The following is a 14,353-nucleotide window of genomic DNA, read 5'->3' on the forward strand; positions in this document are numbered from 1 at the left end:
TAACGGGATTTTTTTGTTGTGATATACTTATTTTAGAATATTAGTATACCTTTAGATAACTAATTAGCTATTTTATGATTCGTATACTTTTTCTTTTTGGATTCATATTCTCAGGTATGAGTATTACTGCGCAAACCAATGTTGAAGTAATACAACAACATATCGATAAAACTGTTTGGGCTCCTTTTCATAAAGCATATGAAGAAAGAGATGCCGATGCTCTAAACGCAATTTATGCTACTAATGTCATACGAGTAACACCAAATGGTATTGATACGAAGGATGAGTTTAAGCGTAAAAATATTGAGAATTTTAAAGCATCTAAAGAAAGTAAAACTCAAATCAAATTAGACTTTTGGTTCGATTCTAGGCATACTAATGAAGATACATCATACGAAGTTGGGTTTTATAAAATTGGACTCACTACTAATGGAAAAACACAACACATATACGGTCAATTCCATATTGTATTACAAAAGATTGAAGGAGTCTGGAAAATTACGCAAGACTGGGATACTACTACAATAAATGGACATACAATATCTGAAGAGGAATTTAGTAAAAAAGAACCAATAACGTTTTTAGAATAAGTTTTTTGAAACTATTACGTAGGTCGAGGTATTTGGGAATAAATGCTGAAAATGTAATTTATTTCCCCTAAGATCTTTTTTTCAAAGGAGATCGTTAAGTTAAGATCAAATTTCGAGGCTATACTCTTTATACGCTCGATATCACAATCGTTAGAAAGAATCATATATACTTTAGTGTCTTCAGTAATATGATTCGGAATTTGCTTAAATAATTTTTCGAAATACTCGAAATTCTCTCCACAAAACCAAGCTTGTTCTTTTATGTTTTTTGGTTTATTAGGATAATATGGAGGGTTGATAACGATATAATCAAACGTTCTATTTTGTAAATTATCAAACAAATCTGATTGTATTATTTCTAGATCTAGATTGTTCTTTTGTGATGCTTTTTCTAAATATTGCAATGCAATTTTATTGATATCCGTAGCCGTTACAATAGCTTGTTTTTTAGATGCATATAACGAAATGATACCAGATCCGCACCCAAGTTCGAGAAAGGTTTTGTTTTTTATATATATTGATTCAATAAAATCAAGTAAAATTTTGGTACTTAATGTAAGATGAGGAGGAAATACCTCTGGATGGACAAGTACTTTAATTCCACTATAACTGTATTTTCTTGGTTTGAAATAAAATAATTTTAAACCTAGTTTTAAAAATGGATGTGTTATTTTCTTTAAAAAAAGTCTCACTATTCAGAGTAGAATCCTTGTATTTCTGGTTGACGATATTTCCAAATCTTGTGTAGTGCCTTTATTTCGTACGGATATTTATAAATTTGATTTTGATATCTAATACGTGCTAAAGTTTGTAATATTTTTTTCTTTACGCCTTTGATTCTAAAATCTGAAGCTGTAGGGTAATATCCATTTAGAACAGTTTCAAAATCTTTAATCTTATCCACCATTTCAGGAGTAAGCCAAGGAGTTAAAGGATTTTTTCTTAGATCAAATTTTTCCCATGAAGGATCTAGCCAATCTTCTAGTTTTTTAGGAAAACTAAATCCAGCTTCCTGGATTTGTTCATATAGTTCAGATCCTTCGGTAGCAACTGGACTGTAGAGATAAATAATAATTTCAGCATTGGGATTGATTTCTTTGATTTCTCTGATAAATTGAATATCCCAATTAATCTGATCCATTACTTTTTTAGGGGAATCAGCAGGCATGCCTAATACAAAAGAAAATTCGGGAATAATACCAATGGGAGCCAGCCTTTTAGCAAAATCTTTAATCGTTTGACCTGTTTGAGTACCTCCTTTATTCATTTGTTTTAGAATATCATCATTTCCAGTTTCAGCACCAAGAAAGATCATTTTACATCCCGCTTTTTTCATTGTGATTAGATCTTCATCACTATATTTATTGATCGTATCGATTCTTCCTTCTCCCCACCATGTGATTCCATCATTCATTATTAATTTCGAAAACTCAATAACTCTCTTTCTTGAAGTAAAGAAGTTGTTATCATGAAATTCTATGGCATCAATTCCATAAGTGTTTTTAAAATACTTTACATCTTCATATACTGTTTGTGCTGATTTTGCCTTCCAGCGTCCATCATAAATAGGAACGACAGCGCAAAATGAACAAGTGAATGGGCATCCCAAACTAGAGTGATAAGAAAAAGTCTTTTTTCCTAAAAAGGTTTTACTCAGATAATGTTTTAAATCATAAAAGGTATTTAGATGCTGATAGGGTAGCGGTGGTAAGGTATCCTGATCTAATAATTTTTCTTTTTGTGTTTGTACTATGGTTCCTTCTGAATCAAGAAAAATAAGATTTTTGATATCGTTTATTTTAGAATACTCCTTTCGCTCCAAAGCATCTAATAATGAAGGGAAAGCAACATCTCCGGGACCACTAACAATATAATCTACATAATCTGCTTCGATGCAAACTTTATACTGATTAGAAGCAAAGTATCCACCCCAAATAGTGATACAGTCAGGAAATTGCTCTTTTATCCTTTTGGTAAAAGGAATTGCTTCTTTGAGCTGAGGTCCTGGCATAACGGTAGAACAGAAATATTTAAATTCTCCGGTAGCAAAATAACTTTGTATCCTTTTCCAAGGATCCCTTTCTAAATTTCCATCTATAAAAACGAAATCATATTTTCCATAAATAGAGGCACCCACTTGTAAAATCGAATTAGGGATTCGATGTTTGGCGTTAGCACTTCTCGGATTGAATATGATTATTTTATTGTTAGTCATAATTTGAGGATACTTTTTGATCAAAGAAATAGTTGTTATCTCAATTTCCTACTCAACATAATCTATAAGTAAAAGTTGATATAAGATTTTCTCAAAACATAAAGTTTAACATTCTTTAGAATTATTTTAATTCCTTCAATATTTAATTTGATATGAGCATTTGATTTTTTTAGAAATGTCTTGAACTGATCATTACCTGCATTTATTCTAGCCATTTCACTATAAATATAACTTTTTCTATTTAGATAATGACCTCTGGATATTTTTTTACTTTCATACAAATGTTGCAGTGTTTTTAAATATTCAATAAAAGGCTCTTCGCTTTCCTTTAAAGACATATTGCCTATATGCTTTCTTAGTTTTATAAGGCTATTATGAATAAAATAGGCTTCATAATCACTGACGATTCTTGCAAAAAAATCATGTTGTCCATCACTTAAACTCTCATCTAATACACCAATGTTTTTTAGAACATTTTGGGTAAATGTATATGAAGAATATGGTTGAAATTTGTTGTATAACAGATCAATCAAAATGTTCTTTTGAAAGTCTTTGTTGTATTGATAGACTTTATCTTTATAGATTCCATGTTCATTAAACAAAGCTAGATTATGTACGATGATTTCTATATGTTTATGTTCTAGAAATACCTTTAGTGTATGTTCAAGTTTATTAGGATATAATATATCGTCAGAATCTAAAAAGGTAATAAGATCTCCTGTCGCTTTCTTAAGTCCTGTATTTCTTAAAACACTCAACTTTCCAACCTTTTTGATTTTGTGATATATAATTTTTGGATCCTTATAGTTCTCAATAACCTCTTTAGTATTATCATTAGAACCATCATCAATAACGATATGCTCATAATTTTTGTAGGATTGATTCCTTACACTTTCTATGGTTTCTCCAATTATTTGAGCTCTATTATATGTGATGGTAATGATACTAAATTTCATTGTGGCCTTTTAATTCAACTATAGTGTCATATACATCTTTAGTTTCCTTTATATGATGGGATACGGTAATAATGGTCGTGTTATTTTTTGTGATGTAAGTCTTTAAAAAATTGAGTGTCCTAATCTCTGCTTCTTTGTCTAAATTGTTTGTTGCTTCATCTAGAATTAAGATTTTTGGATTATTCATAATTGCTCTTGCAATACAAATGAGTTGTAGTTGCCCAGCAGATAAGTTGCCAGCATCCGACCCAATATATGTATCTAATCCATCAGGAAATTGATCTATTATTTTATCAAGTCTTAAGTCAGAAATTAATTTATGGAGCTCTTCTTTGTTGTATGTCGTGTTATTTAGAACAATGTTTTCTAAAATGGTTCCTTCATAGATAAAAGGTTTTTGCGTTAGATAGGTAAAAAGATTAAAATATTCATACTTGTTTTCATCAGTAATTTTAATATCATCAATATAGATAGTTCCCGAAGTAGGTTTGATAAGTTTTGAAATGATATTTAATAATGTAGTTTTTCCAATTCCTGATTCTCCGGAGATCGCAATAAACTTTCCTTTCGGGAATTTTAAATTCACATTATTTAGAATCTTTTTCTCCTCATCATAATAAAAAGAAATATCCTTTAATAAAATCTGATTATTAAATGAGATTGTAGCATCAGATGCTGTTTGGTTTTGAGGAATATTGGTTTTCTTTTCAATAATATCTAATGTATAAAGATGTGCCTTGAAATTAGTAAACGCAATGTTTAGTTTATTTACTGAAGGAATAGCTTTAAATAATAATGCGGCAAAAACTGATAGAAAAACTGTAGAGTTCGTTTTGTTGGTTATCAAAACATTTGTTACCACAAAGATTGCACACAGCACTAAAATCAAAATAATTTCTGTCTGCTTAGAACTATTAATTCTTTTAGCATGTAGCACAGCATAGCTTTCGTTCAGGGTTTTGTTCGAATTATAAAAAACATCTAGAAAATGAGCAGACATATTAGATGATTTTATAGATAGGTAACCGTTTAGCAAGTTATTAAGATTGCTAATATTCTTATTGTAATCATTAACTCGGGTTTTGTTTATTTTTTCTAAATCAGACTTATTATATCTCTTATGTACAAGGAAAATAACCACCATAATCATGATGATGAGTAGCGTAGTCATATAGTTGAAGAAAACTCCTATAAAACATAATAGTAACAATAGGAAAAATTCTGAAATGATTGTGTTTATTGATAATAATACGTTACTCACAAAATCATTAGGTACGAAAATAATATCCTTTACTATAGCAGATTTTTTTTCTTGTTTGAATGAAATATAATTCTCTAAGAGATAGTATTTAGATAATAATGAAGAATATTCAGAACCTAATTCATATGCTTTTTTAGCTTGATATTTGTTGATTTTAATCCCTAAATAATTCTTGAGTACAAAAAACAATAGAACAACACAGATTAAAATATATTTATTACTTGCTTCTATGGTTATCGTTAAGAAATCAAAGGAATTTGCTTGATCCAAAATAGATATTACCACAGGAATTAGTAAAAAGATAGAAAACCCATCAAGAAGTAATTGCAAAAATGAAAGCAATAAAAATAACCTCGAAGTCTTTCTGTACTTATTCGGAATGACTTCCTGTATTCGATTTAATATGTTCACAAAACGTATCAATATGTATTTGTTTTCAAGATAATCTTTCTCAAGGTATAAAAACCATAACCTCTTTGCGTATCCGAAAGGTAAATCAAAGTATCTTTATTAATGATTGCAGGCTTACGTTTTTTAGAAGGGTTATCTGTTATTTTAATATCATTATAATAGATCTGGTTATTATGCAAATTCACATCATAGTCAACATTTTCTATATCAATATTGGCCTTCTTTGTTTGGCTTCCTTCTAAAGTCCAAAATTTATAAGATAAAACACCTTTCTCTATATCATAATCATAAATAAGTGCTTGATGTTGATCATTTTTGAAAAGAAAATTGGTTGCTGGATTTATATCTTTCTCTGTTTTTGGTAATAAGAATAGTATAGAAATACATAGACTAAGAGATAAAACACCAACATGCCATTTTGTTACATTTACTTTTCTATAGAAAAGAAACCACCATAACAATAAATATAGGAATAGTTTTAAAAACGAAAATGGAAGAGGAAAACTGTACGTATAGTGGAATGGGAAATTACAAATAAGGAATATTGTAAACACTCCCAATATACTTATATAGTTTTGAGGTTCTTCTTTAAGTAATTGAACCAAAGGGATAATAAGTAAAATATTACTATAACTACTTCCATATGGAGAAAGCAAATAAGATGCGAGTATCCAATATGAAAACTTTAGAAGTCTTGATTTTTGATGCCAAGTAATCAAAAAACCATATCCAATAATTACTAATTTGGATACCATTAGGAATACATAGTACAGATTTGGACTGTGAATGATAGCATTTTGATTCTTAATATCATTATAGATGAATAAATGCTTGAACAACATTAAGAAAGATTGATATCCTTTAAAGAACTCTCCTGATATTTCACCTCTATTTGCTTTTGGTAATATATTTTCCACAAAATAAAGCCAAGAACTGAAGCCATTAATGTAAATGGATATAATTAATAAAACTCCAGTACAAAGAGAAAGCATAAAAAAGCTTTTAAACTTCTTCTGAAAAAGTAAGAATCCAAAGAGAATTACAGGAAAGACCTTTAGTAGTATCGCTATTGACCATAGGATACCCATTTTTATTTTTTTCTCTTGTTTATAAGCTAAGTAACCTTCAGAAATTAAAAAGAAAAGAAGTAAGTATACTTGACCAAATAAGATGTTATTTTTGATAGGAATTAAGAGCGCAAAAAGAACGGTTACATAATGAATATTTGAAATTTTATATGTAGTAAATAAATTCTTTAATGCATATAGAAAAAGAATCAGGCTTATTGCATTAAAAATAATTTTTGCAGTAGAAAAACTTACTAATGTAAAAGGAACAAAGAATAACGCTAGAAATGGAGTATTCGGAGCATAACTAGCAAAAACCTTTTCTTGAATTTCAAAGATTCGTTGATTAAACCAGGTAGGATCATAAATAATCTTAGGGAAACTTCCATTTTCTAAAAAATAGGCACCATAATAATAATTGGCGAAATCGTGGGGTAGGAATGAGAACGATTTAATTAGGAATATAATACCTACTACAAGTAGCGGTAGTATATATAAAATCCACTTTGGTTGTTTTTCTACGGTACGTATCATTCAATACACATAATTTTAGGAACTGCCAAGATGCTTTTTGAATTTAGCATACTAGTTTAGATAATTCACCTCATTAGTTGATTTTTCACGAATACTTTCGGGCACTTCCATAGATTTCCAAGGTGCTAGTACATCTACATCTTTTCGGTGATATAAGTCCCCTATAAATCCAAATTCATGATGTTTATGCGTACTTAAATGTTTTAATTTAGTTTTTACCTCTTCAATAGATATACCCCATTCATTAGAGAGATGTTCTGCAGAAGGTTCCATAAATGAGATATACGATATTTCCATTTCCGTATGTAATCTTTTATTTGTAATCTCTTTGTCTTTCCAATGTTTATCTTGATACGATCGCAATAGTTTATTATTATCATCTAATGAATCCTGCAAGGCGAGATACGTCAAATATCCTTTATGATCATTTTGTTTACTCAATAAAGGTTGTACACCTGTTTCATGACACCAAATACATTTTGCTGGTTTCCCTGCATTTGTAACTGAACGATCAGCAACATCTTTAATATTTCCATTATGATCATATATCCCAAACTTTAGTTGTCCATTATTCATGATTTCTAAAGTCTCATATTCATATATTTTTTTTGTTATCGAATCTACTTCTGTGGATATATATGCTTGTCTTTTTTCGGTGTTGTTTTTGGATATAGAAATAATTCTATCTATAAGCGATACACTAGAATCGTCGATATATCCATTGATGGTGTCAAAGGAATACAGCGCATAATACTCTTGGAGTTTATCAGGGATATCTACAATCTTGTAATAGTGATACGAACTTCCAATAGTAAGCGCAATATATCGTCCAAGATCAATAGCATTGTTTTTTTTGTATTCTTCGGTTTTTTTTAATTTAGAATTGAGTTTCTGGAGGTATTTAGTAGCATTTTTATTGAATTTTAGTTGATTAATATTCAGTGTAATCATAGGTTCGTTACTAATAGACATTCCTACGGTTGATGTGTCTGCAACCAGATCTGAACCAAGGAAAGATAGACACCATTTTAAAGCTATTACATTTTTAGTAAACGTATCTTCAGGATATGATTTATTCCACTTTAAATTAATTGTATTCTTTTTCTTAGAAGTGTCAAAAGAAAAGATCAATACTATGATTGTAATTAAAATTACCGGAATAATATATTTATATTTTTGATATTTCATAGATATAATAACTTTCTTGTTGGACAATACTACTATCAAAACTGTTTAGGAATTTATATTCTAAAGAATTTGTAATAGTTTGATACTCTTCAATATTTAAGAAGTGAGTTGATATAAAAATAACACTTTGATCTACACTCTTAAGCATTCTCTCTAAAGAATCATTTAAGGCAGCTTTAGGGTTTTGCTCCAAAGGCACTTTCCGATTCCATACGCAATAACTTTGATAACTGTTAGAGTCTAAGAAAAAAATGGATTTTTCTAAGTAACTACTCAATGGAGTTCCTCCACATCCTTGAACAACGATCGTTTTATGTGTGAGATTTGATGCATTGAGGTATGCAACTGTTTGTTTTGAGTTGGAAAAAGGTAAGAAAATATCAAAGCTAAATGCGGTAATTCCAGCAATCATTTGAATGATGAGTATACCGTATACAAGGTTTTGTTTAATTTTTTTAAGAAGCGATAAAGGAAATTTAGTATTTAGAATGTTCGCATTCAGTGGGTAATAATTATCAATCCATAATCCTGTAATAATGAATAAAAAATGTATTCCAAAATATCTAGGTGCTGATAGTTGAGTGACAAAGAAAAATATAATGGATCCTAAAATCCCTAGATATACATACACTAAAACTAATTTGTTTTTGAAAAATAGAAAACATGGGATACTAATACTTATCACTCCTAAAACCATTGCTAATGGTTTGCTTAGATTTACCATAAAATGGGTGTTCCAGAAATGAAGTATTCTAAAATCAGGAACTAAGAATATTCCTTTGAAAAATGTAATACCGCTTTTTGAGAGTTTTTCAACTATGGAAAATTCATTCACTCTTTCAAAAAATATGGTATCAGAAGGAGGAATGATTTGAATTATCGATAGCAATGTAATACCTGTGAAAATAGAAATTCCAATTAGGAATTTTCTTTTTAAAAATGTTTGTTTTTGCTGTATCATTTCAAGAAAAATGATACCAAGCAGTGAACATGTTAGTATAATGAAAATTGCATGTGCATGATTTGCAAAAGCAAGAAGAGTAGCAAAAAGGATGAATTTTTCATATCTGGATTGGAATATTCCTAAAGCGCAGAATATTAATAAAACTCCGAATCCGTAATTTCTACTGATAATATTGTACTCAAAAAATATAAAATACCCGAAAATAAATAGGATTTTAAAAACTTGAGAAAAAGGAGCCTTTTTAAGGAAAACAAATACAACAATAGTAGAAAGGATAATATGTAGAAACTGCATCCAAAATGGATTTGCGGAAAATCTGGTAATATAAAAGAGTGCAATATTCCATAGAATTGGATGCCCTTCATATTTAGTATTTGTTATAAGGTCAGTAATGGAAATACTATCTCTAGCCAATAACCAATGATGCGATTCATCCAACCAAAGTTCATGATGTGTTATACCAATAAAGCTTAGAACAAAAAAAACGAATGCTAAAAAGTAAGGAGCATATTTTTCTGAAAATAAAATAAAAAAGCTGCTCATGATCTATTATCTAAACTTATAATATTTCATTAGAACCAAAGCTGCTATAGATTTAAGTTTTAATTTATATTTTTCGATAAATCCATTACTCTTTTTGAAGTAATTTACCTCATTCACAATCCTTCTTACAGCATAGTCATAAAATTTACGATGATAGGTTCGTTTAAAGTCTATATCTCTATCTGTTGAGGTATTCCAATCAGGTTGAACTGTAATATCATTTTCTATTTCATTATAAAGCGATGTTCCTTTAATAGGGTAGGCTACTGTGATAGTAAAATGAGTAGGGTTGGCAACTTTGAGATGATGAATTGTCTCCGCAATATCTTTTTCGTCTTCTCCAGGATATCCTACCATAATGAAAGTACCTGTTTCTATGCCTAGTTTATTGGTTTTTTGAATGGCTTCTCTAACAGTTTCCACTTTTACACGGCGATCCATAGCATCCACAATTTTTTGAGAACCACTTTCAGCACCAATCCAAATACGATAACAGCCTGCTTCTTTAAGTTGCTGTAATACTTTATCATTAAGCCTTTCGGCTCTGGTAATACATTCAAACGGTATGATAGCATCTTGTTTAATTACTTCCTTATGAAATTCTGATAACCATTTATGACTTACAGTAAATACATCATCTACAAACCATATGGTGTCTGGATTATATTCTTGTTTTAGCATAAGAAGTTCTTGGGCAACTAAGTTTGCAGGTCTTCTTCTGTAACTTTGTCCATAGACAGCTGTACTACACCATTTACAGGTATATGGACAACCACGTTGCGTACTTACAGTCATCGAACTTTGTCCATGATTGTTTTTCCAGGTGTTTAAATATTGCTGCATATCGATAGCTTCTCTATTTGGTAAAGGAAGCATGGATAAATCTTTCATTTTGACTCTAGCAGCAGTTTTAATTACTTGGTCATTATCCAAATATGCAATTCCTGATACTTTATTAATATCAGTTTTGTTTTTTATAGCTACATATAATTCGTGCAGTGTTTCTTCACCTTCACCAATCACAATGTATTGCGCACCTGATTTTAAATAATTTTTGGTATTATAGGTTACGTCAGGGCCACCTAAAACTAGTTTTGGAAACCCATAGATTGCATCTGTACTAAGTGTTTTAATCAACTCTATGACTTCTACTTTAGTCATAAGATTTGCATAGATAGCTACGATATCAGGTTTTTTGTCAGCAATGAAATCTAATTGATCTTCTTTGGAACTAAAAGTGGTGTCGAACACATAATTTTCAACATCACGTTCCTTTAAATAAGAGGAAATATATAATTGACCTAAAGGAGGATAAGGTTTCATAATCCTATGTTCTTTAGGATCTGTACTTAGATAATATGCATGGGTCAGTACTATGCTCATTTTTTGGATAATGAGATTATATAATGATCACTGTAACTAGATAGAAAAGCACTATTTTTTAAGAAAGCATCTAAACGATTTAAAACTTTTAGTATACTTAATTTATTCTTAAAAAAGTTTTCGAGATATGATGGAGGAATTAAAAAACCTATAGGTTTTGTTTTGTCGGCTCTAAAATAACTATATGAGTTTTTCTTTACATCCTTAGGATTATAATACCAAGTTTTTACCAAAGTGTTTTCGACATTTGCGAGAATTGGCTCTTTTGTATTTCTCCTAAATGCTTTATTAAAATCACCTCTTAGTATAAAATAGAGGTTTTCCATAAGGCAATGCTTCGGCATAAGAACACCAATGATTTTACCGTTTGGTTTCAATTTTTTTGCTGCAGCTTCAAAAAAGTTTTCCAATTCTGTTGGAGAAAGACAGTTTAAACCACCAAAATCCGAAAAGATAAGATCAAAAGAATTACTGAAATTAGTTTCCTTCAATCTGTTGATGTCTAATTGCCTAAATTCAGGCTTATTATCATGAGTTATATGTTTAGAGTTTGCTACAGCTATCATTTTTTCAGATATGTCTGTTGCTATGATGCGATGTCCCTGATTGGAAAGCCAAATAGCATCATGACCAGTTCCACAATTAATTTCTAATATTTCTAAACTTTGATTTTTTGGAAATACTGAAGTCAAAAAATCATGCACTCGCTTTCTTTGGAATTTGCCAATATGACTGTTTGTAAAAACATCGTCGTAGGAAGCTGCGGATATGTCAAAACTTTCATTCATTTAAATGCTCCATTCTTTTTAAAACTTGTGCATCCATAAAAGCACTTGGGAAATAATATAAAAGGTAAGCCACTCTTTTAATCGCAGTCGAAGAGATATTGCCGGGACTTTTCATGATCTTTTTTAAAAATTGTAATCCTTGACTTTTTCTATATTCTTTATGTACATAACGATGTAGCTTTTTATAATACTTAGAATTATAGGTTCCTTTAAACATCATAGCTAAATCATCAGAATCTGTCCAATTAGCTTTAAACCTTAGATCATCCTTAACCTTCTCATAAAATTTAGTTCCCGGAAGTGGGTAGGAAACAGAAATCCCTAAATCATCAGGAATAAGCTCTTTTATCATCTTTATAGTTTCAGAAATGTCTTTTTTAGTTTCTCCTAGATATCCAAACTGTATAAAAAATGCTACTCGGATATTTTTTTCTTTCAATAGCGTTGTCGCTGTATATATTTCTTCAACTTTGGTGCCTTTGTCCATAGCATCTAGAATCGACTGAGATCCACTTTCTGCGCCTACCCAAACCTCTTCTAAACCTGATTCTGATAATGCTTCTATGGTATCTTCCTTTAGTAATAAATCTACTCTACTTTGAATGTAATAACTGAGTTTAGTATTAGTTTCCTTAAGTTCTTTATTAAAATTTTGCACCCATCCAGGAGTAAGTCCAAAAATATCATCACACATCCAGAAACGATACACCTGGTATTTTTCTTGTAATAACTGTATGTGTTTAACTACGTATTCTGGAGAATGATTGTTATATCTATTACCATAAATTGGTTTTGCACACCAATTACATTTAAAAGGGCATCCTCTGGTAGTAGCAAGATTTAATGTAAATTCTTTACCACTATTTGTCCAAATGTTTTTGTACGAATCAATATCCACTAAATCCCAGGCAGGCAAGGGGAGATCGTCTAAATTTTTAAGCACTTCTCTTTTCGGATTAGTGATCGTTTCTTCGTCTTTCGAAAAAACCAGCCCCTTAATTTTTTCAACGGGCTCTCCTTCTTTTAGCGTCTTAATAAGTTCTAATAAAGTAATTTCACCTTCTCCTTGAATAATATAATCTGCACCATTATATAAATATTTTAGGTAATGATCGGTAGCATCAGAACTATTAACAATAATGATGCAGTTGTGAGCTTTTCCTATTCTCATCATTTCAAAAGCAGCCTCACGCATTGTGGTTAAGCACATTTTGGTCAAATAGTTAAAACCATCATCGTATAATACTAGAAATTTTGGTTTTTTAGCAATAATTTCCTTTTCTATTTCATAAKGGTTATCTCTTAAATTGGTGTCAAAAAGATCTACAGAAAAACCATTTTCTCTCATTAAAGAAGCAGCATAGATGGTTCCTAATGGAGGATAAGGAGTTTGGTTATTCCATTGTTTTTGATCTAATGGATAATAATAAGAATGTGAAAATAAAATATCAAGCATGTTCTTTTTCTAATTCTATATTATGTTTTAATCTAAATTCCTGATATTTTTTATTCAGTTTATCAATTACTTGTTTTTGAAAGTTTTGTGGATGATGTTTCGACACTCCATTAGTAGATTTCATAGCTACTTGAAAATCTTCTTTGCTCAAAGTTTGAAATTTACTATTCCATTTTCTTAAAGTAAGTTTTAGGAATAAAGACTCTAAAAAGCTTCCAATTTTTGTTTGCAATATAGATTCTATAAACCTGGAAATTATAGGCTTTTTCTTTAATGATGCCATTGATGTTTTGTTAACTTCCAAATTAGGAAGAAAATTAGAAGCCCATTGATTTTGATTATAGAAATCAGTAAAATTACCAGTAATCGGAATTAGAGTCAAAAGCTCAGTAGCTGTAAAAATATTTTTTTCGGATATTTCTAAAGAATCATCCGATACGAAATAATTGATACAGAAAAACTTTCTAGAATTCAGTAAAAATACCTTTTTGTAAAGCATTAATAAAGTTCTGGCGACCCAAAGTCTTCCTGATTCGGTAATTACAAAATAATCAACATCTCCATCTTTATGATGATAATTTTTGGATAAGGCACCTGAAATTCCAACTGCTTTTACATAAGGGAATTTAGAAATAAAAACTCCTTTGCGAATTGCCTTGTCCATTACTGAATTGGCCATCTTATTTCCTTCAATTCTTCTTGAAACCGAAGATAGATTGTCTTCCAAAAAGTAAAAGTTATTATCGGTAGAAACAACCCCTTTTTGCTCTAAATAAGCTAACTCATTATTTATTTCATTTTGATCCGTTGCCGCCGAAAAACGGTAAACTTCCTTTGCTGAAAGGGGATACTTGAAAATAGAAAAGTATAACAGCGTTTTAAGTGAGTTCATTAGGAATATTAGAATTAGCCTTTTTTAAATGTAAAGATTTTGTGTTAAAATAAAAAGATAAATATAGGGGAGAGTTTTTGTTTTGTAAATAAATAAGAAAATATT

General features: G+C 30.1%; 12 protein-coding genes. 1 reads left to right on the top strand and 11 read right to left on the bottom strand.

What is annotated here, in order from left to right:
* The first annotated feature begins 74 nt into the window (after positions 1-74).
* Complete coding sequence (locus tag GBO31_RS09695; protein WP_219008137.1) at positions 75-590, top strand: YybH family protein; 516 nt, start codon at positions 75-77, stop codon at positions 588-590.
* Positions 591-604: 14 nt separating this feature from the next.
* On the opposite strand, the gene GBO31_RS09700 is transcribed toward GBO31_RS09695, so the two are convergent.
* The 11 genes from GBO31_RS09700 to GBO31_RS09750 all read right to left on the bottom strand — a co-directional run bounded on the left by GBO31_RS09700 (position 605) and on the right by GBO31_RS09750 (position 14,248).
* The gene (locus GBO31_RS09700; protein WP_343211299.1) at positions 605-1,282 is read right to left on the bottom strand and encodes a methyltransferase; all 678 of its coding nucleotides are present in this window, start codon (positions 1,280-1,282) and stop codon (positions 605-607) included.
* Positions 1,282-2,805 (bottom strand): B12-binding domain-containing radical SAM protein, encoded by a 1,524-nt coding sequence (locus GBO31_RS09705; RefSeq protein ID WP_219008138.1) that lies wholly within the window; start codon positions 2,803-2,805, stop codon positions 1,282-1,284. The genes GBO31_RS09700 and GBO31_RS09705 overlap by 1 nt, the downstream gene beginning before the upstream one ends.
* Positions 2,806-2,867: 62 nt before the next feature.
* On the bottom strand, positions 2,868-3,761 hold the full coding sequence (locus GBO31_RS09710; RefSeq protein WP_219008139.1) for a glycosyltransferase: 894 nt from the start codon (positions 3,759-3,761) through the stop codon (positions 2,868-2,870).
* Positions 3,751-5,352 carry an ATP-binding cassette domain-containing protein gene (locus tag GBO31_RS09715; protein WP_219008140.1) on the bottom strand — a complete coding sequence of 534 codons (1,602 nt, stop codon included), beginning with the start codon at positions 5,350-5,352 and terminating at the stop codon, positions 3,751-3,753. The genes GBO31_RS09710 and GBO31_RS09715 overlap by 11 nt, the downstream gene beginning before the upstream one ends.
* 89 nt (positions 5,353-5,441) lie before the next feature.
* The gene (locus tag GBO31_RS09720) at positions 5,442-7,034 is read right to left on the bottom strand and encodes a glycosyltransferase family 87 protein (RefSeq protein WP_219008141.1); all 1,593 of its coding nucleotides are present in this window, start codon (positions 7,032-7,034) and stop codon (positions 5,442-5,444) included.
* 51 nt (positions 7,035-7,085) lie between these two features.
* On the bottom strand, positions 7,086-8,222 hold the full coding sequence (locus GBO31_RS09725) for a hypothetical protein (protein ID WP_219008142.1): 1,137 nt from the start codon (positions 8,220-8,222) through the stop codon (positions 7,086-7,088).
* Complete coding sequence (locus tag GBO31_RS09730) at positions 8,203-9,729, bottom strand: hypothetical protein (RefSeq protein ID WP_219008143.1); 1,527 nt, start codon at positions 9,727-9,729, stop codon at positions 8,203-8,205. The genes GBO31_RS09725 and GBO31_RS09730 overlap by 20 nt, the downstream gene beginning before the upstream one ends.
* A gap of 6 nt (positions 9,730-9,735) precedes the next feature.
* Positions 9,736-11,112 (bottom strand): B12-binding domain-containing radical SAM protein, encoded by a 1,377-nt coding sequence (locus GBO31_RS09735; RefSeq protein WP_219008144.1) that lies wholly within the window; start codon positions 11,110-11,112, stop codon positions 9,736-9,738.
* Positions 11,109-11,900, bottom strand: coding sequence for a class I SAM-dependent methyltransferase (locus GBO31_RS09740; RefSeq protein WP_219008145.1), 792 nt, complete (start codon positions 11,898-11,900; stop codon positions 11,109-11,111). Before GBO31_RS09740 ends, GBO31_RS09735 begins: the two co-directional genes overlap by 4 nt.
* Positions 11,893-13,356, bottom strand: coding sequence for a B12-binding domain-containing radical SAM protein (locus GBO31_RS09745; RefSeq protein ID WP_219008146.1), 1,464 nt, complete (start codon positions 13,354-13,356; stop codon positions 11,893-11,895). The genes GBO31_RS09740 and GBO31_RS09745 overlap by 8 nt, the downstream gene beginning before the upstream one ends.
* Positions 13,349-14,248: a nucleotidyltransferase domain-containing protein gene (locus GBO31_RS09750; RefSeq protein ID WP_219008147.1), complete on the bottom strand. Its 900-nt coding sequence runs from the start codon at positions 14,246-14,248 to the stop codon at positions 13,349-13,351. Before GBO31_RS09750 ends, GBO31_RS09745 begins: the two co-directional genes overlap by 8 nt.
* Positions 14,249-14,353 lie beyond the last annotated feature (105 nt).

It is taken from the genome of Aquimarina litoralis, assembly GCF_019295435.1.
Taxonomy (GTDB): Bacteria; Bacteroidota; Bacteroidia; order Flavobacteriales; family Flavobacteriaceae; genus Aquimarina; species Aquimarina litoralis_A.